General features: G+C 48.5%; 16 protein-coding genes. 8 read left to right on the plus strand and 8 right to left on the minus strand.

Features of this window, described 5'->3' with window-relative positions:
* Positions 1 to 27 precede the first annotated feature (27 nt).
* The 6 genes from pflB to H6G89_RS10430 all read right to left on the minus strand — a co-directional run bounded on the left by pflB (position 28) and on the right by H6G89_RS10430 (position 10382).
* Positions 28 to 2256: a formate C-acetyltransferase gene (gene pflB, locus H6G89_RS10405; RefSeq protein WP_190505741.1), complete on the minus strand. Its 2229-nt coding sequence runs from the start codon at positions 2254 to 2256 to the stop codon at positions 28 to 30.
* A gap of 184 nt (positions 2257 to 2440) precedes the next feature.
* On the minus strand, positions 2441 to 4477 hold the full coding sequence (locus H6G89_RS10410) for a primary-amine oxidase (RefSeq protein ID WP_190505743.1): 2037 nt from the start codon (positions 4475 to 4477) through the stop codon (positions 2441 to 2443).
* A gap of 184 nt (positions 4478 to 4661) precedes the next feature.
* Positions 4662 to 5198 (minus strand): universal stress protein, encoded by a 537-nt coding sequence (locus tag H6G89_RS10415; RefSeq protein ID WP_190505746.1) that lies wholly within the window; start codon positions 5196 to 5198, stop codon positions 4662 to 4664.
* Between the two features lie 213 nt (positions 5199 to 5411).
* Positions 5412 to 5954 (minus strand): transposase, encoded by a 543-nt coding sequence (locus tag H6G89_RS10420; RefSeq protein ID WP_190505748.1) that lies wholly within the window; start codon positions 5952 to 5954, stop codon positions 5412 to 5414.
* A gap of 449 nt (positions 5955 to 6403) precedes the next feature.
* A complete protein-coding gene (gene ppsA, locus H6G89_RS10425; RefSeq protein ID WP_190505750.1) occupies positions 6404 to 8932 on the minus strand; it encodes a phosphoenolpyruvate synthase in 2529 nt (842 codons plus the stop codon).
* 532 nt (positions 8933 to 9464) lie between these two features.
* Positions 9465 to 10382 (minus strand): LysR family transcriptional regulator, encoded by a 918-nt coding sequence (locus H6G89_RS10430; RefSeq protein ID WP_199336649.1) that lies wholly within the window; start codon positions 10380 to 10382, stop codon positions 9465 to 9467.
* A gap of 154 nt (positions 10383 to 10536) precedes the next feature.
* Here H6G89_RS10430 and H6G89_RS10435 point away from each other — a divergent pair, with 154 nt between their 5' ends.
* A complete protein-coding gene (locus H6G89_RS10435; RefSeq protein ID WP_190505752.1) occupies positions 10537 to 11274 on the plus strand; it encodes an SDR family oxidoreductase in 738 nt (245 codons plus the stop codon).
* A gap of 148 nt (positions 11275 to 11422) precedes the next feature.
* Here the strand turns inward: H6G89_RS10435 and malQ are convergent, their stop codons facing one another.
* Positions 11423 to 12931 (minus strand): 4-alpha-glucanotransferase, encoded by a 1509-nt coding sequence (gene malQ, locus H6G89_RS10440; protein WP_190505754.1) that lies wholly within the window; start codon positions 12929 to 12931, stop codon positions 11423 to 11425.
* A gap of 327 nt (positions 12932 to 13258) precedes the next feature.
* On the opposite strand from malQ, the gene H6G89_RS10445 reads away from it, so the two are divergent.
* From H6G89_RS10445 to H6G89_RS10460, 4 genes are all read left to right on the plus strand, one after another.
* The gene (locus H6G89_RS10445) at positions 13259 to 13852 is read left to right on the plus strand and encodes a fasciclin domain-containing protein (RefSeq protein ID WP_190505756.1); all 594 of its coding nucleotides are present in this window, start codon (positions 13259 to 13261) and stop codon (positions 13850 to 13852) included.
* Positions 13853 to 13940: 88 nt separating this feature from the next.
* Positions 13941 to 14180: a hypothetical protein gene (locus tag H6G89_RS10450; protein WP_190505758.1), complete on the plus strand. Its 240-nt coding sequence runs from the start codon at positions 13941 to 13943 to the stop codon at positions 14178 to 14180.
* 197 nt (positions 14181 to 14377) lie between these two features.
* On the plus strand, positions 14378 to 14716 hold the full coding sequence (locus H6G89_RS10455; protein ID WP_190505760.1) for a CPCC family cysteine-rich protein: 339 nt from the start codon (positions 14378 to 14380) through the stop codon (positions 14714 to 14716).
* 170 nt (positions 14717 to 14886) lie between these two features.
* Positions 14887 to 15579: an alkylmercury lyase family protein gene (locus H6G89_RS10460; RefSeq protein WP_190505762.1), complete on the plus strand. Its 693-nt coding sequence runs from the start codon at positions 14887 to 14889 to the stop codon at positions 15577 to 15579.
* A 177-nt stretch (positions 15580 to 15756) separates the two neighbouring features.
* Here H6G89_RS10460 and H6G89_RS10465 read toward each other — a convergent pair whose 3' ends face one another.
* Positions 15757 to 16236 (minus strand): hypothetical protein, encoded by a 480-nt coding sequence (locus H6G89_RS10465; RefSeq protein ID WP_190505764.1) that lies wholly within the window; start codon positions 16234 to 16236, stop codon positions 15757 to 15759.
* A 392-nt stretch (positions 16237 to 16628) separates the two neighbouring features.
* Between H6G89_RS10465 and H6G89_RS10470 the strand changes: the two genes are divergently transcribed.
* The 3 genes from H6G89_RS10470 (at position 16629) to H6G89_RS35660 (ending at position 18312) form a co-directional block, all read left to right on the plus strand.
* Positions 16629 to 17648, plus strand: a complete 1020-nt coding sequence (locus H6G89_RS10470; protein ID WP_199336651.1) for an alpha/beta hydrolase family esterase — start codon at positions 16629 to 16631, stop codon at positions 17646 to 17648.
* A gap of 227 nt (positions 17649 to 17875) precedes the next feature.
* Positions 17876 to 18184, plus strand: a complete 309-nt coding sequence (locus H6G89_RS10475) for a hypothetical protein (RefSeq protein ID WP_190505766.1) — start codon at positions 17876 to 17878, stop codon at positions 18182 to 18184.
* Positions 18181 to 18312 carry a hypothetical protein gene (locus H6G89_RS35660; RefSeq protein ID WP_255519390.1) on the plus strand — a complete coding sequence of 44 codons (132 nt, stop codon included), beginning with the start codon at positions 18181 to 18183 and terminating at the stop codon, positions 18310 to 18312. The genes H6G89_RS10475 and H6G89_RS35660 overlap by 4 nt, the downstream gene beginning before the upstream one ends.
* Positions 18313 to 18936: the final 624 nt, after the last annotated feature.

The following is an 18936-nucleotide window of genomic DNA, read 5'->3' on the forward strand; positions in this document are numbered from 1 at the left end:
CTCTTTTACACGGGAGTCGAGAGAAACTTAGAACCGTTCATGGAATGTGCGGCTAATCACATCTAACTGTTGTTCACGAGTCAGTTTGATGAAGTTAACCGCGTAACCCGATACTCGAATCGTGAGTTGCGGATACAGTTCGGGATGATCCATCGCATCGAGTAACATATCGCGGTTCAGCACGTTGACATTGAGATGGAACCCCCCATCGTGGAAATAGCCATCTAACATCCGTACCAGATTATCGATGCGATCGCTGTCAGTTTTACCTAATGCCCCTGGCACTACAGAGAAGGTATTGGAAATCCCATCCTGCGCGTGTTGATAGGGCAGTTTGGCGACGGATTCGAGCGAGGCGATCGCCCCTTTGGTGTCACGTCCATGCATCGGGTTGGCACCGGGAGCAAAGGGTTCCCCGGCTTTGCGTCCGTCGGGGGTGTTGCCCGTCTTCTTGCCGTACACCACGTTGGAGGTGATGGTTAACACCGATTGGGTTGGAACCGCATTGCGATAGGTCTTATGTTTGCGAATTTCGGTCATGAAATTCTTCACAAGCCAAATGGCAATCTCATCGACGCGATCGTCGTTGTTGCCGTATTTGGGGAAGTCTCCTTCAATCTCGTAGTCTGTGGCTAAACCTTGCTCATTCCGAACGACCCGCACCCGGGCAAATTTGATTGCCGACAACGCATCCGCTACCACTGATAAACCAGCAATGCCACACGCCATTGTGCGAACAATATCGCGATCGTGCAATGCCATCTCAATCCGCTCATAGCAGTATTTGTCATGCATGTAGTGGATGACGTTCAACGTATTGACATAGGTTTTGGCTAACCATGCCGTCATCAACTTGAACTTAGCCAGCACATCGTTGTATTCCAGATAATCCCCAACAACCGGGGCATAGGCAGGGGCAATCTGTTCGCCAGATTTTTCATCCTTACCGCCATTGATGGCATAGAGCAACGTCTTGGCAAGGTTAACCCGTGCGCCAAAGAACTGCATCTGTTTGCCAATCTTCATCGCAGAGACACAGCAGGCGATCGCATAGTCATCCCCCCAATAGGGACGCATCAGATCGTCGTTTTCGTATTGGATGGAACTGGTTTGCTCAGAGACTTTGGCGCAGAACCGCTTGAAGTTTTCTGGCAATTTCTCTGACCACAACACCGTCAGGTTGGGTTCGGGCGCAGGCCCCAAGGTATAGAGGGTGTTGAGAATGCGGAAGCTAGTTTGGGTGACGAGCGGTCTGCCATCTTCACCCACACCACCGATACACTCGGTCACCCAGGTGGGGTCACCAGAGAACAACTCGTTATAGTCGGGAGTCCGCAGGAACCGCACCATCCGCAGTTTCATCACGAAGTGATCAATGATTTCCTGCAATTCGGTTTCAGTAATGATGCCATTCTTCAGATCGCGTGCCGCATAAACGTCCAGGAAGGTGGAGATGCGCCCGATCGACATGGCTGCACCATTTTGCTCCTTCACAGCGGCTAGATAGCCAAAATAGAGCCACTGAACGGCTTCTTTAGTGGTAGTTGCAGGGCGACCAATATCAAAGCCATAGTTGGCTGCCATTTCTTTCAGCTCAAACAAAGCTCTGACTTGCTCGGACAACTCTTCCCGTAGACGAATAACATCTTCGTCAATCACATCGCCTTCTAACGCAACGTATTGATCTTTTTTATCGTCAATCAGGCGATCGACCCCATACAACGCCACCCGCCGATAATCTCCAATAATTCGTCCGCGACCATAGGCATCGGGCAGTCCAGTAATGACGCCAGAGTGCCGTGCTAATCGCATTTCACGGGTATAGGCATCAAACACACCGTCATTGTGGGTCTTGCGGTACTTTGTAAAAATCTCTTTAGTGCCAGAATCCAGTTCATAGCCATATGCCTTTAAGGAAGCGTCTACAGTGCGAATTCCGCCAAACGGCATAATGGCACGTTTCAGCGGTTTGTCAGTTTGTAAGCCAACGATCTGTTCTAACGGTTGATCGATGTAGCCTGGTGCATGAGCCGTGATAGTTGATGGTACTTTTGTATCGGTGTCGAGCACTCCTTTTTCCCGCTCTTGCCGCATCAGTTCGCAAACTTGTTGCCATAAAGAACGAGTTCGCTCTGTGGAACTCGTTAAAAAGGTTTCATCTCCTGTGTAGGGAGTGTAATTTTTTTGAATGAAATCTCGAACATTAATTTCATCCGTCCATGTACCCGGTAAAAATCCGTTCCATTGTTCAAACATAAGACCTGCTCCCCAATTATTGAAGGGATTGTTGGGGTTGATGTGTTCTATATGTTCTTTATAGGTAAAAGTTTTGAGGAAGTTGTGAGGAAGGGAGAAAAGGATAAACGATAAAGGATGAAGGATAAAAAGTGAGGAGTACGGTAGGGGCGTTTCGCGAAACGCCCTGACAGCAATGTTCCGTTTATGAAGCAGGTTTTCGCAGATCAAGGGCAGGATTGCGATCGAAAAAGTTAACGGGTTTGAGCATAAAGCCATGCCATGCTGTCGGCATAATCGGCCAATCTTCCGAGACAGTGACGTGATGGAATCCCAGCGTATACCAGGTCACGATGTCGGTATCGGCGATCGCCCGATTTTGGTTTGTCCAGGTCGGCAGTCCATCGTCGCCTTTGCTCTGGTTGGGATACTTCCCAGCCGCATAGATTTCATCAGGATTGTAGGGCGTGACCCACAGTTGATGTTTCACAAACCCGGCACGACGGGTGGGATAGTCTTCCGGCATCAGCAAATTTACACCATTGGCTTTTGGCATGATCTGATAGCTGGTTGGATTACCGACAAAATTTTGGTGATCCGAGCTAACCACTCGCCAGCGAGAGGGGCGATCGTAGCTCAGGTTGAGCTTGGCATCGCTTTCGGTTGTGAGCACCTGTGTGGTGGGTTGCCAGAGGCTACGACGGGGATGATCAGTCGGAAGAGACTGAGTGGCGATCGCATCTTTGACAATGCGATTGGTCGTCCCGTCGATATCCAGATCTAACCGGAAACTAAAGAAGTGGTCGTGGTTGATGCCCACCAATCCCGGAGCCAGGAGAGTGCCATAGGTCGTATCATCCGCCGCCGTGGGGTCTGACATGGATTGAGCTAACACTCCCTTGACGCCATCCATCCCCGTTGCACCGACCATCACTTGAATCGTGCCCGTCTGGCTAAACACCCAATCCAGCGCGTAGTCGTAGTTGCCGATGGTGGAAATCATGCGCACGACGAGATCGACCTGGGGACGACCTTCGTAGGTTTGGTTGATCACTTCGCTATGTCGCCACACTGGATCACCCTGCGATCGCTCAAACACACAAATTGCATTCTCTGCCGTGTAGGGATTGCCCTCGTCATCGGCTAGCGTCGGGCTAATGAAGGTGGCTGTGGTGGGGCAATCAATCCCGGCAACGAGTGACGTGGCTAACAAGCCAAAGCCATACTCACCCGTATCCATATAAGTGCGGTAATACCAGGCTTCACCGGAATCCATATAGGGAACGAAGATTTCAGACAGCGCACCTTGGTAGAGAATGGGGCGTTTGCGTCCGTTATCGTCGTAATTCACGAGGGAAAGGATGGTGCCCAACCGCCGATCAAATCGCAGGTGAAATGACCACTTTTGCCAGTTGATCAGGCGGTTGTCAAAGGTGATATTGCTGCCTTCGGGTTGGGCGATCGCGGTTGGTTTGAGAGGAGGACGGAGTTGACCGACGGATGCCTCATCGTAGGCATGGGAGTCGGGACTGATGGGAATAATGCCCTGATCAATCACGCGCAACACTTCTTTTTGATTCAAATCAACGATCGCCAACACTCCCTCGATCGGCTTCCCAAAAATATTGTTTTTCGTGCCGCGTGTGTCAAAGCAAGGCACTTTGAGTAATCGGCGTCCTTCTTCTTCCGGTTGCCCGTAATAGCCCACCGCCAGTGGCGCACAGAAGACCTGAGTGAAGTCTGTAATGCCCCGTTTTTGCATCGCGGCTTGCCATTCGGGATGGCTAATCGTTAGCTCTGTAACGCCAATGATTTCTTCTAACAACAGGCTGGGTTGCACACCCTCAACCTGCTCCCAGGATGTGAGCGATCGCCCCACCAGATCGACAACCGCTTCGTAGGTGTCTGCCCCCTGCTTAACAATGGCAAACGCCGATCGCGGCACTGCATCGCCCGGTTGCCACTCCAGCACCTGCGGTTTCGGTGGCTCGTGCAGGGTGATTAACGGAAAGCGACTGTCGGCGTTGATGTGACCTGCCGTGGTCAACACCTGCTTCACCACAGCATATTCCTCCGCTGTGAGCGCATCCATTGGGTGAAGTAGAGGAGTTTGAGCCAGCACGGGAGCACCGACAAAACCAGGACCCATACCTATAAGGGTGATAGCGGCGATCGCTAACAAGGTCACCAAACTAACAACGACAAATCGCCAGCGCAACCCCAATCTCCTGAAGATCCCCATCGTCTGACTCCTGAGCAAAGATTGGGTGAGTTTAGCAAGTGAATTGTTATCAAAAGCGTTAAACCAGATACCAAACTCACAGCCATATCGTTACAAAAAAACCGACTGTTTAGGCTAAACAGTCGGTGATTGTACTCTCTCAAAATTCAATACTCAATGCTCGATCGATGCATCTGGTAGACCTCTAAACAGGAGTGGCGATCGCTTCTTGTTCCGTTGTATCGGCTGGCCGAGCATCAGCCTGTCCTTGCACGACAAACACTGAACAGGGAGCATGATGCAACACATAATTGCTGACGCTACCTAACACAAATTCGCTCAACCCAGAACGACCCCGCCGACCCATCACAATCAAATCTGCACTCCACGTTCCAGCAAGGGAACAAATGGCACGACCCGGATCACCCACATTTTGTGAGAATTCCGCTGTTACTCCTTCATTTAATGCACTCGCTGCACGATTCCGCAGGAAATCGAGAGCATGTTCCTCATATTGATGCCACCGCTTTGCATACTCCTCGATCGCCTCTCCATACATCGCTGGATAGTAGGAGTCTAACCCTGGAGCAACAGGCATGGTTGGATAGTTATCTTCAAATGGAGTCAACACATGCAGCAACATCAAACTGGCATTCGTTGCTTTTGCCAGAGTAACGGCTTCATCAAATACGCGATTTCCCATGTTTGAATTATCTAGGGCAACTAGAATCTTCTGAAACATAACCAGCCCCCTTTTTTATGTATGAAGTGTTAAGGGTGATGCAGTGAACGGTTAGAGAAGATGGTGTGATGCGAATGCTCCAACCACTTAAATTATCTCACTCCTCCGTGAGAGATGAACATTAAATTATAATTCGGTTGAGAACACACATGACTTTATCGGGTCGGCGTTATATTTGTGGGTTTACCCAATATTTTCCTGGCTAAACCACCTTTACCATTTTGATGGAGTGTCGGGATGTAACTGGTCTTGTTCCCACAAAGGCGGGTTGTTATGAATGTATGAGCGAATGTAGTTCAGTGCTTCTTCATCGCGAATGATACTTTCGTAATAGTCGCGCTGCCAAAGGGAGACACCAACCCTGTTTTGAATGAGGTTGATTTGTTTTGTAGAAACGGTTTTAAATGCCCCGATTAAACGCCCCAAGGACTTACGTTTTGTAGCGTCCTCGGTAGGGGCGTTTCGCGAAACGCCCCTACGGGGGGTATTGGTCAACACCAAAATCCCATGCAAATGATTGGGCATGATAACCCATCGATCTAACTCAACATAAGAATATTGCGTTGACAACCATAGATAAGTCTGTTTGACAACTTGCCCCAATTCATTCAACTGCATCTCGCCATTCACAATTTCACCAAATAAACACTCTCTGCATTGCACACAAAGCGTGACGAAATAGAAGCCAGGTGATGAGTAATCATATCCCTTTAACCGAATCGATCGCCTGTGATGTTTGTCTGGATTATATTTCACAACGTTCTACCAATGCACCTGATTGATAGAATTCCCAGAAGAAAAGAGGCGATCGCAGCGAGTGTTTGAGGCGATGCAATTGAGGCGTTATACCAATTTGAACTGAAAAGGCGACGAATGTTTGTACGGGTTTGGCAGTGCCAAACCCCTCCGCAACTCTGATTTGCCCACAAACCTCTTTAAGTCGGTATTAAATGGAGTGATACCAATTCAATTTTTTAAGGCTACACATCTGACCCCTCCCAACCTCCCCTTACCAAGGGGAGGTGCCGCAGGCGGTGGGGTGTGATCTGTAGCCGTAATTTTGAGAATCGGTATAGCAACCCTAAATGATTTGTGAAAGTGCCCGCCCGATGGGCGGGCACTTTCACAAATCACCTTTTTCACAAATCAGATAGGACTGCTATATGAGGGGAGAGCTCTGAATAGAACTCTCCCTCAATCAACCACTATTGAGCGATCGCCCGTTCAGTATCGGCAATTTCCAGACGAGTCTTGATCACCGTGTCTGGGTTCAGGCTAATCGAGTCGATGCCCAACTCCACCAGGAACCGTGCGAACTCAGGATAGTCACTGGGAGCTTGACCACAGATGCCAATCTTGCGACCTGTCGCCTGTGCCCGTTGAATCACCTGACGCACCATTTTCTTCACCGCTTCGTTGCGTTCGTCAAAGATGTGAGCCACCAATGCCGAGTCGCGATCGAGTCCTAACGTTAACTGAGTCAAATCATTAGAACCAATCGAGAAGCCATCAAACACTTCAGCAAATTCGTCTGCCAAAATCACGTTGCTGGGAATCTCGCACATGACGTAAACTTGCAGTCCGTTTTCGCCGCGTTTGAGTCCATACTTCGCCATTTCAGCCAGCACTTTGCGACCTTCATCAGGAGTCCGGCAGAAGGGGATCATAGGAATCACATTGGTTAATCCCATGTCATCGCGAACCCGCTTCAGAGCCTTGCATTCCAGCCCATAGGCTTCTGCATAGTTGGGGTCGTAGTAGCGAGACGCACCCCGCCAACCAATCATCGGGTTTTCTTCTTTAGGTTCAAACTCACGACCACCGAGCAAGTTGGCATATTCATTGCTCTTGAAGTCAGACATGCGAACCACAACCGGATTGGGATAGAATGCCGCTGCAATCATGCCCACGCCGTTTGCCAGCTTATCGACAAAGAAGTCGGCTTTGTCTTCATACAGTCCGGTGAGTTGAGCAATTTCCCACTTCGCCGCTTTGTCTTGCAGTTCGTCAAAGTGCATCAATGCCAATGGGTGGGCTTTGATGTGGTTCGCAATAATGAACTCCAGACGTGCCAAGCCGACTCCATCACAGGGAATGGAGGATAGCCCAAAGGCTTCTTCGGGATTGCCCACATTCATCAGAATTTTGGTGCGAGTGGTGGGCAGACTATCCAACTGAGTTTCTTGAATTTCAAAGGGAACCAGTCCGGTATAGACTTTGCCTTCTTCTCCTTCGGCACAGGATACCGTTACGTCTTGCCCTGTCTTGAGGAGACCTGTGGCATTGCCGCAACCCACGATCGCCGGAATTCCCATTTCACGCGCAATAATTGCCGCGTGGCAGGTGCGTCCACCCTGGTTGGTGATAATCGCACTGGCTTTCTTCATGATCGGTTCCCAATCAGGGTCAGTCTTGTTGGTGATTAACACTTCACCAGCGCGGAACTCTGTGATCTTGTGGACATCCAAAATGACTCTGGCACTGCCCTGACCAATCATTTCACCGACCGCCCGACCCGTCACCACAACATCACTGGTGCCATTCAGCTTGTAGGATTTGAGGACGCTACCGGATTTTTGCGATTGCACGGTTTCTGGGCGTGCTTGCACGATAAACAGTTGGTTGGTCAGTCCATCTTTTGCCCATTCAATATCCATTGGGCTGTCGGTGCCACGCACAGCCGAGTAGTGGTCTTCAATGATGCAAGCCCACTCTGCCAACTTCAGGATCTCATCGTCGGTGATGGCAAATTGATTGCGCTCATGTACAGGTACAGGAACGTTTTTGGTGAGCTTGCTGCCACCCAGGTCATAGACCATTTTGATTTCTTTGCTGCCCAGTCGCTTTTCTAGAATGGGACGGAAACCTTGTTTGAGCGTGGGTTTGAACACAAAGTATTCATCGGGGTTGACAGCACCTTGCACCACGTTTTCACCTAAACCGTAGGCTGCGGTGATCAAAGCCGCATTCTTGAAGCCTGTTTCCGTGTCGATGGAGAACATCACCCCGGAGGATGCCAGGTCAGAGCGCACCATCTTTTGCACACCCACTGACAGCGCAACGCCAAAGTGATCAAAGCCTTTGATCGTGCGGTAGGAAATGGCGCGATCGGTAAACAGAGACGCAAAGCACTTGTGGCAGGATTCCAGAACACTTTGAATGCCGTGGACGTTTAGATAAGTTTCCTGCTGTCCAGCAAAGCTCGCATCGGGCAAATCTTCAGCGGTTGCGCTCGATCGCACCGCTACATCGACTTCATTGCTATAGCGGCGGCATTCCTCTGAATTGGTGGCATCGAGGCGATCGCACAGATCGGTCGTCACACCATACCGCTCACATAGTTTAATGTAAGCATCCACGATCGCTTGTTCCAGTTCTGGAGGGAAGGGCGTATTCAAAATCATTGAACGGGCTTGCCGACCGCGTTCTTGCAGATTTCGCACATCTTCTACATCCAGGTCTTCAAACAACTGACGCAACCGCTCATCTAAACCTGCCCGTTGAATAAAGTAACGGAATGCATAAGCAGTGGTCGCAAACCCTGTCGGCACATTTACGCCCTTTGCGGTCAATTGCTGAATCATTTCTCCTAGAGATGCGTTCTTACCACCCACGAGAGGAATGTCTGCAATTCCAACCTGCTCAAACCAGAGCACGAGAGCCGTTTCTTTGAAGTTTTGATCTAAGGTTGATTGTGAAGATGAGTTGATTTCAGGTTTGTTGGCGATGTACATAATGTGCTCCTGACAACATATTAAAAAACATGGGTTGCAGTAGGGATGGCACAGAGTTTGAAGAGAAATTACAGAACCAAAACCGTGCAATTAGTGGCGATCGCAGCTCTGCAAAAACAGGCTGTCTATAGAAGTACCGACCCTACATGGGATCAAAAGCGTTGGGGGAAAAGGATTAGTAGTGTTAATCCCATCTCCACTTCTTTTGGTATAAGGCAATACTGTGAGGAACTTGTGAGGAAATGTGAGGAGCAATAAATTGAGACGAATTCGTCTCACGTATAGCCCTACGCATATGCATTAGGACAAAAGGGGGTGTGGAGGCTGCGCCCCCAGCCAGGGGTTCCACCCCTGCACCCCGTTCTAACCTTAGTGAGTACTGCTATAGCAATCCTATTTGATTTGTGAAAAAAGCTGTTTGTGAAAGTGCCCGCCCAAAGGGAGGGCACTTTCACAAACGATTTAGGATCTCTATATAACAAGATGATGTAGGCATTTAGCTGAACTGTGGCTCTGACCAAACTCAATTGTGTTACTGCACGCCATCATCTGAAACCCATGGGTTGAGTTTGAATTCAGTTGTGAGATAGTCGATGAAACAACGTACCTTTGCTGAAATAAATCGCCCACGTCGATAAATCGCATGAATGGGTAGTGGGACAGGTTGATAGCTTTTTAGAACAACCTTCAGGCGGTCAGATTGCAACAGATCACCAAATAGCCAGACGGGGCAAACGGCAATTCCGATCCCTGAAAGCACAGCTTCTCGAATCGCTGTAGAATTATCGACTTGCAGCTTACCTGTCACCAGAACACGGATTATGTCCCCTGTTGGCTGTTGAAAATGCCACTCATTGCCTGTAGTCAGGCGCGTATAAACAATACAGTTATGATTCACCAGATCTTCAGGGGTTTGAGGTTCTGGATATTTACTGAAGTAAGTTGTCGCGCCAACAGTGACTCGGCGAGTCATGCCAATGCGATGAGTAATTAAGCTTGTATCATTCACCTGTCCGATCCGAATGGCGAGATCGGTGCCATCTTCAACCAGATCAGTAAAGCGATCGCTCAAGGTCAAATCCAGCTTGATATCGGGATACCTTTCTAAAAAATCTTTCAGGTAAGGCATGAGCACATGTTGCCCAAACGCTATAGGACAACTGACCCGCAGCGTTCCCGTTGGCTTTTGTCGTTGCCCGACACTCGCTTCAGCAGCAGCAGCAGCATCCAAAACCTGCTGACAATGCTCAAAAAATCGTTCTCCTGCCTGGGTTAATTGCAGCTTGCGAGTGGAGCGGGTCAACAATTGCACATCCAGGTAGTCTTCCAATGCAGCAATTTGTTTACTGATGGTGGGCTGAGTCGTGTTGAGTTCGCGGGCAACCGCAGAAAAACTTCCCGTTTCGACAACCCGCACAAAACTTTGGATACAGTCGAGGCGATCCATCATTCTGTTTATTCCAAATTTGAATAAATCATATTCTATTCTGCTGACTTCTCAAAGAAATTCGCATCAATCAAGATAGGAGTGTGGAGAGCAAAGCAACCCAACCTAAAGCAAACGCTCTTCTACACAAACTTTCGTGACTATCCAGGAGATGAATATGAACCTTCAAGAATCTGTTGCTTTTGTCACAGGGGCAAATCGAGGAATTGGGAAAGCCTATGTTGAGGCTCTAATACAAGCAGGCGCAAAGCGCATTTATGCTGCTGCTCGGACTGTAGAAACCCTCAAAGATGTAGTGGCGATCGCCCCTGATCGAGTGGTTCCAATTGCCCTAGATGTGACTCAACCTGACCAGGTCAATACGGCAGCCCAAACGGCTCAAGACATCACGATATTGATCAATAATGCGGGTGTATTGGGGTCTGGAGGGTTATTTACAGAAACCAGTGTGGAAACTGCTCAACGAGAAATGACAACCAATTACTTTGGCACACTCTACATGATCCGCGCATTTGCTCCGATTCTGCGAAAGAATGGTGGCGGTGCCATTATCAATCTGTTGTCGATTTCCTCCGTTGCCAATGTTCCCATTTTTAGTTCTTACAGTGCGTCTAAAGCAGCCCTCTATTCCCTGACCCAGGGAGCGCGTGCCGAGTTAGCTCAACAAGGCACTCAAGTGATTGGGGTGTTTCCGGGTCCGGTGGATACAGCCATGTCAGAAGGGGTTCCGCTCGACAAAGTTGCCCCGATTCAAGTGGCTAACGCGACTCTTGAGGCGATCGCACAGGGCATTGAGGACGTTTATCCCGATGCAGTGTCGCAAAATCTCTTTGCCAATCTGCAAGTACCTCTGAAAGAAGTTGAAAAACAGTTTGCGGGAATGTTGCCCCAGTAGTCCGCCCCAGTAGTCCATTACAGATCTCGCTTCCAATCTCCTCCTGGAAATAAGCTCCGTTTCCTCTCACATGAGATATACGGTTGGTGCAAGCCCTGCCCAGACAACCTACAACCATTTGCACCTGACAACGGCAGTGAATCCTTTCTCACACCCGGCTATATAACTGCGTTAAATGATGCAATTGTTGGCTTAACTCATTTGTTAGCAAATCTGAATTGGTATATCGCCAACGCCAGTTTCCAGGAATTTTGCTGGGGTCGTTCATGCGAGCGCGACCATCCAAACCTAACAGATCTTGTAAAGGCAAAATGGCAGAATTTGCCACTGATGCCAATGCCACACGAATCAACACCCAATTGATGTCATGAATATCATCTGCACTGGCATAACCGAGATAATCTGCAAGACGGTTTTTCTCAGTAGAACTCGCTTTTTCCCACCAACCGATCGCCGTATCGTTGTCATGCGTCCCCGAATAGACGATGCAATTTTGGATGTAGTGATGTGGCAAGTGAATGCTGTCTGAACCGTCAAAGGCAAACATCAAAATTCGCATTCCGGGAAAGTGGAAGCGATCGCGCAGTTCCTCAACTTCGGGGGTAATAATGCCCAAGTCTTCTGCCAGGATCGGCAAGCTACCTAACCGTTCCTGAAGGGTTTCAAAGAACTCCTGTCCCGGTGCTTTGACCCATTCCCCATTAATCGCAGTGGGTTCTCCGGCACGGACTTGCCAGTACGCCTCAAATCCCCGGAAGTGGTCTACCCGAACCAGATCAACATATAGCAGTGTTGCCTTGAAGCGTTTGATCCACCAGTCAAATTGCGTCTGTTGCGATCGCTCCCATTCATACACCGGGTTGCCCCAGAGTTGCCCCGTTTCGCTGAAGTAATCCGGTGGAACTCCGGCAATATAAGCGGGTTCTAGCGTTTGAGGGTCGAGCTTAAATAGCTCTGGATTTGCCCACACATCGGAACTGTTGTGACAGACGTAAATCGAGACATCTCCGATAATCTGGATGTTGCGCTGATTGGCGTAAGCTCGTAGTCTCGACCATTGCTCAAAAAATTTGAATTGCAAAAATTGCTGAAACTGAATGTTTTCCGCCAGTTTTTCGGATTGCGCTTGCAACGCAGCAGGATCACGTCGGGCGATCGCAGGTTCCCACTGGCTCCAGGGTTTACCTCCATTCGCATCGAGCAACGCCATGAACAACACAAAGTCATCCAACCACCACGACTGCTGCTGACAAAACTGCTCAAACTCAGCTTGTTGATCGGTATTGCGAGACGTTTGGAAGCGATCGAAGGCTCGTTTTAGAAACTCAAACTTATGGGGAATGACGCGATCGAAATCTACCTGTTCAGGATTCGCGTCTGTCAGTGGCACTAATTCATCACGATTCAACAATCCTTCCTGTGCCAGTTGCTCCAGACTGATCATCAACGGATTGCCAGCAAACGCACTGAAGTTCATCGTATAGGGGGAATGCTCGTAGCCCGTTGGACCCAGTGGCAAAATCTGCCACAATCGTTGACCACTCCGCTCTAAAAAATCGACAAACGCATAAGCAGATGCTCCCAAATCACCAATGCCATGCGGACTGGGTAATGAGGTCGGATGCAACAGCACTCCGCTAGCACGTTGAAAACCCATGATTTCTCCCAGTTCATAGATAAATAGCGATGCCAATAGTATGGGTCAGTTGTGATTAACAGCAATCTATCTAGAGGTAAAAAGGGTTTACCTATGGTTCCTCATAACAGGTGTAGTCTTAATTTCAATTCCTGAAACGGGTATGACATAAAAGTTTTCTTGCCGAACTGCATCAACTCTGGGCAGATTTTGACCCTTGGGAATCTCTATCGAATGAGTGAGGCTTAAGGTTAGCGATATTATTTAACCTCTACTGAGTAAACAAATGTGAAGAGCTGGTTAGATGCTCCGTTTGCTCTCTTTTTAAACTTTGCCAGGAGATTTCTAATGACTAAGACAAACGTAACCTTCAGAAAACTGCTGGTTGGATTAGCAGGATTGGGTCTGGCTACAACGATGGGAGCTTGTGCGGCTCCAGAATCTACATCTACCGCTCCTACCGAATCGCCGATCGCTGAAAGCGTGCCAGAAAGCCCGATCGCTAGTCAGGATTCTGCTAACACGACTCTGGATCAAGTGGTTGCAAGCGATGAATCTTTTAGCACGTTAAATGCAGCTATCCAGGCAGCAGGTTTAGAGACAACTTTGAGCGAACCTGGACCTTACACTGTTTTTGCTCCTACGAACGAAGCGTTTGAGGCACTTCCTGAAGGAACCGTTGATCAACTTTTGCTGCCTGAAAACAGAGAAGTACTTCAACAAGTGCTGAGTTATCATGTCGTTCCTGGTAATGTAACTTCTGCTGACATTACGCCTGGTGAAGTCACCACCGTAGAAGGATCACCAGTCAACATCAATACGGATGCGGGTGAGGTTACCGTAGGCGAAGCAACGGTTGTAGAGCCAGACATTATCGCCAGCAACGGTGTAGTCCATGGGATCGACGAGGTGCTTTTACCTCCTTCTTTCCAGGCTCAATAGTGGCAGTCGATATCCGTCTCATCGTTTAGAACACTCTCTCCCCGTACCGACTGTTGCGGGGAGATTTATCGATCATGGTCAAGAGCCCGTGATAACACAATTAAACGTCCTAAGCATTGCAGCGATCGCGCAGAGAACAGAGGATCAGAGAGTAGAGGAGTGGCAAAGGAATAACTCATGGCTCCTCTACTTCTCCACTCCCCTACTCCCCATTCCCTATCGCTCTAACACCGTCATAAGCAATTGGCAACCCTTGCGGTATCTGAAAAGCAGCACGATGAGAATTGAAGCGTTGCTTTGGATTTACTCGCCTTCGTCAGGAATCTGAAAATATGCGGAAAGATTCTCGCTAATCAGCTTAAACGGCGTATTGTGCGGAAATAATCTACCTAAGCAGCAAATAAATTTGGGATCTGATCTTAGGCTGAAGTATTCTGCCTAACTATCCTAAATTGGGATCTTAAGTGGAAATTTTCAGTCTATATAATAGTTAGATGCTTTCGCTAATCGTATGGAATATCCAGTATGGAATATCCGTGTCCCGCTTGCGGCTTCATGACGTTTGATGAGCCGTCCGGCAGCTATAATCTATGCGCCGTTTGCAATTGGGAAGATGATGGTGTGCAGCTACGCTTCCCCACGATGAGAGGCGGTGCTAATGGAGAGAACTTGTTCGAGTATCAGCAGGAAGTGCTCAAGAACTTGCCACTGTCCGTGAAAGAAGCGAAAGGTTATAGGCGTGATGAGCAGTGGTGCCCTATCACGCTAGACAATTGCCAAAATGCAGAAGGAATGCCTCAGAGCGGGTGCGAGTATTTTGATAGCATAGATGCCGAAGAGCCGAAGTATTATTGGCGGGCCTGAGGGCACTTCCGACACCACATCTAACAAGCCCGTTGCACATCGACCGAAGAAGGCGATCGGTGGAACCTAAAAACTTTGGCGGCGGGTGAACGGGGTCGTTAGCCTGCTCAGGATATAGTGGTGGATAGTATTTAAAGTATTGTTTGTGAAGTGTCTGAGGGTGATTGAATATGCAGAGTAAACAAGTTAACAACTCGATACTGCACTACACAATTATCAAATTCATTATTGATTACGGGTACGCACCAGAAGTAAATGAGCTTGCACAATGCTTGAAAGTATCAGAAGCTGAGGTTGTGACTAGGTTGCGAAATCTTCAGGACGATCACGGAGTTGTACTGCATCCTAATAGCGAAAAAATTTGGGTAATTCATCCATTTTCATTGGCTCCTACTCCTTTCTTGGTTCGTTGTGGCGATCGAGAGTGGTGGGGAAATTGTGCTTGGTGTTCATTAGGTATTGCAGCACTGTTGGGTCAAGATGTCATCATCACTACAACATTAGGAGCTAACAGCAGGCAAATAGATTTGCATGTTGAAGACGGAGAGCTTATGGAAACGGATCTATACGTGCATTTTCCAATCCGGATGGTGAATGCTTGGGATAACGTCATTTATACATGTAGTACGATGCTTGTGTTTGAAAGTGAGAGCCAAATCGACTCATGGTCAAAAAAGCATCGAATCCAGAAAGGAGATGTGCAGCCTATCCAGAAGATTTGGGAGTTCGCTAAAGTTTGGTACGGTGATCACCTCAATCCTGAATGGAAGAAATGGACATTTGAGGAGGCGAAGGCGATATTTGACCAGTTTGGACTGACCAACGAGACATGGAAACTATCTGTCTCAGCTTCAAGGTTTTAGGTGAAGTAGCTGTCGCAACCTAACATGTCATGACAGCGGACGGACGAAAGTGCTGGTGCTGAGTTTTAGGTTATCTGCCGCCGCTGATTTGAACCGCCAGGCTGCTTGAGTTTTGGGTTGGGGTAGTAGTTAACATAAAGGGTGCTAAGACATTTCAAGCGATCGCCTAGACCTTGCCTAAACGGCTAAGGGCTGAATTGGCTGTCCTAAGATTTGCTCAATCATCTCTGGTTGCATGGTCTGTAAATACTGAATTTCAAATCCTGGCGGCAAAAACTCAAACAAGATTCGATTCTCCACCCAAAACTCAACCAGCCTGAAGGCACCGTCTCCCTGATTGCGAGTCAAAACGCGCCACCCTTCCCGTTGCCCAATCTGCTCAATCTGCTGCTGAGTCGCGGGAACCGAAATTGCGGCATGAATAGCCACCAAATCGGTAGATGTGGATGGGAGCAATTGGGCTGATTTGGTATCATCGCCTGGAGTCCAGACAGTCCCTTGAGGAAGCACTACAATGGCAGTGCCATAGCTGTCAAAGGGCATCACGTTGTAACTGCCGGGATAGAAGAATTGATGAACTTTACCGTTCCAAATTTCTGCCAGAACGCTAGCAACTCGCAATGGATTGTGAGCGTCGATCGAGATATGGTGAATCATGAAGGTTACTCCATTCAATCAGAATGTTTTCATCTATGCTCAGAATAAATAGTGATTCCGAAGTTGTCAGTCAGAAAAGGTTGGAAAAAGTCTGAGCTTAAGTTAGAGAAGATTGGATCTGCGATTGCTCCCGCAATAGACAAGCTATGACGGGAAGCATCACATAACAGAAGAAATCTATGAAACCACCTTTGCGAGGCTACCCTACGAGTTTGCTAGTGTTGTCAGTGCAAATCAAGTCCTTGCAAATCAGAGCAGTTGCCAGCAGCCTAGCAAGTCGATGAAGCGGTCGGCTGAGAGATCTTAGTGGGGTTGCCAAGGTTATCTGCCGCCGCTTATCTTTGTCGTTCTACTGCTTCATCTGGTCTGAAGCTTCACCCAATGTTGAGGTCATGAAAAAAACTGTATTTACTACCGTTATAACGATTGCCTTAGTGGGAGTGCTGTGGCTATTGTTCAAACCAACACAGACAGCCGATCGCCCTGTTACGCAACCACCGGATCAACCGATGACTCAGACGAACAATCTCGGCAGCGGTGATCACGATCGCACACTGACTGTGGGAGGTTTGCAGCGCACCTATTTAGTCCACGTTCCAAGATCCTATGACGGCAATCAGCCTTATCCAATTGTGCTTGGGTTTCATGGGGGTGGCAGCGACGCCAAACAGTTCGTTTTTTCTTCGGGACTGAATGAAACAGCAGACAGAGAGAATTTCATTGCAGTCTATCCGAATGGCACGGGTGAGACGGTTCAAGGGTATGGGGTATTTCTTTGGAATGGCGGTTCTCGCCAACCGGGTGGAACTGATCCAAACCTTACCAACGTTGACGACGTAGAATTCACTGAAGCACTGTTGGACGATCTCGCTACTGTGGTGAGGATGGATGAGAAACGGATCTATGCCACCGGACTATCGGCGGGAGGCATTATGACCTATCGTCTCGCCTCGGAACTCTCTAACCGCATCGCCGCCATCGCACCGATCGCCGCTTCAATAGGAACGGAGCGGATCAATCCGCAACGCCCCGTCTCAGTGATTCATTTCCACGGTACAGAGGATGAAGCGGTGCCATTTAATGGTGGAAAAGGCAGACTGGATCAATCAGGAACGGATTTTTACTCGGTAGAATACTCAATCCAATCATGGGTCAAAGCGAACGGTTGTAATACACAGCCGATTGTAGAAGCTTTACCGGATAAGGCGGACGACGGCACTACAGTGATTCGCAAAACTCACGGCGGTGGAAAGGCAGATTCTGAAGTCGTGTTGATTGAGATCGAAGGCGGCGGGCACACTTGGCCGGGACGCGAACCCTTACCAGGGTTTGAGATACTGGGTAAATCAACCGAGGACATTTTGGCAAATAATTTGATGTGGGAGTTCTTTCAAAAACACCCGATGCAATAAAGACACAGCCACTGTGTACTCGTGAAAGTGACGGAGTGTGCCATGTCAAAAGGTGTAACGGCAGCAGAAAAGGCTTTCGTATTCAATACCCAAAAGATCATCTGTAACAGGGGCGATCGCACCCTAACCAATGACTGCGCCGGAACAGAGTATAACCAAGCTGTTGAGTTTCAGATACTATCTCCGTCCAATGAGTTCGCCTCCTACGGACGCAGCACGCCCACGGTGTGTCCGTTGACACGAGCGCGACCAGTGCACTCATCAGTTCGGGGTGGGCAGTTTACGGTCTATGGACAGACCAACCCTCAATTAGTTTCGCCTCAAGTGCCACTGCCACCATTTTCGCCCTCATCACGTTAGCGGCACTATGCTTTGGTCGCCAAGTCATGGAATTAAAGATCGCCCCGGTGTGGCTGGTGGTCCTACTCTTCTTCAGAAGCATTGGTGGTGTGATGGGATTGAGCCTGATCTTGCTCGTCAGCGTCCTGGCTGCAAATGTTCCCCAGGTTTGGGTGGCGTATAAAGAAAAAACTTGACCAGTTTGTCTCTTGTAACGTGGTTGCTTGCAATGGCAGAAGGGATTCTTTGGAGCGGCTATGGCATTGTTCAGCGTGATATTGCGGTGTTGATCAACAATGGCTTCTTAGGATCGCAAATTTATTAAGGTGTAATTCCTGGCGTAGGGGCGCAGCATTCGGTCAAAAGCCCTTGCCATTGTTCCAGAACCCTCTGCCGAATGCCGCACCCGTACAGGAGGTTGCCGTTTTTCAGGTTATTTAATGCACGATCCTTAGTGGTCACCAGCGCGATCATTGTTACCTTAAAACTGGTGTATATGGCAAGTGCGCAAACGTGCGATCGCCTCTTTAAGCATTCAACCACTGCGGCTCAGGTCGAACCAGTTCAAGCTTAATGTGGGTTATCATCTGCCATTTCCTTAGCGTTAGATGATTTAGACCCCAGCTTACTGCTTTAGGGGGTTTCGCGAAACGCCCATACGAAATTCACACATTAGATCAGCAACGCGGGAATTAAATAAGTTTGAGGTTTGTTAGGGGCGGGTTTTGCCGTCAAATCTATTACAGGAAGCAATTATTCTGCTAAATCCGCCCGCACAGTTTGCGGATTTATTAAATCCACGATTCTAAGTTGACAGGTTTTCAACCCCCTGTTGGCTATTTTCTGCCAACAGGTAATTGCTCAAATTGAATAGGTGTAAGACGGATTAGAGTTCAAAGCAAATTACCGTGTTTCCTACCTGCGTCAGATGGGTAATTCGAGAATTTCA

The organism is Oscillatoria sp. FACHB-1407 (genome assembly GCF_014697545.1).
GTDB lineage: Bacteria > Cyanobacteriota > Cyanobacteriia > Elainellales > Elainellaceae > FACHB-1407.

Coding starts and splice junctions, on each gene's coding strand:
- pflB (WP_190505741.1), bottom strand. CDS start 2,256: ATGTTTGAACAATGGAACGGATTTTTACCGGGTACATGGACGGATGAA.
- H6G89_RS10410 (WP_190505743.1), bottom strand. CDS start 4,477: ATGGGGATCTTCAGGAGATTGGGGTTGCGCTGGCGATTTGTCGTTGTT.
- H6G89_RS10415 (WP_190505746.1), bottom strand. CDS start 5,198: ATGTTTCAGAAGATTCTAGTTGCCCTAGATAATTCAAACATGGGAAAT.
- ppsA (WP_190505750.1), bottom strand. CDS start 8,932: ATGTACATCGCCAACAAACCTGAAATCAACTCATCTTCACAATCAACC.
- H6G89_RS10430 (WP_199336649.1), bottom strand. CDS start 10,382: ATGATGGATCGCCTCGACTGTATCCAAAGTTTTGTGCGGGTTGTCGAA.
- H6G89_RS10435 (WP_190505752.1), top strand. CDS start 10,537: ATGAACCTTCAAGAATCTGTTGCTTTTGTCACAGGGGCAAATCGAGGA.
- malQ (WP_190505754.1), bottom strand. CDS start 12,931: ATGGGTTTTCAACGTGCTAGCGGAGTGCTGTTGCATCCGACCTCATTA.
- H6G89_RS10445 (WP_190505756.1), top strand. CDS start 13,259: ATGACTAAGACAAACGTAACCTTCAGAAAACTGCTGGTTGGATTAGCA.
- H6G89_RS10455 (WP_190505760.1), top strand. CDS start 14,378: ATGGAATATCCGTGTCCCGCTTGCGGCTTCATGACGTTTGATGAGCCG.
- H6G89_RS10460 (WP_190505762.1), top strand. CDS start 14,887: ATGCAGAGTAAACAAGTTAACAACTCGATACTGCACTACACAATTATC.
- H6G89_RS10465 (WP_190505764.1), bottom strand. CDS start 16,236: ATGATTCACCATATCTCGATCGACGCTCACAATCCATTGCGAGTTGCT.
- H6G89_RS10470 (WP_199336651.1), top strand. CDS start 16,629: ATGAAAAAAACTGTATTTACTACCGTTATAACGATTGCCTTAGTGGGA.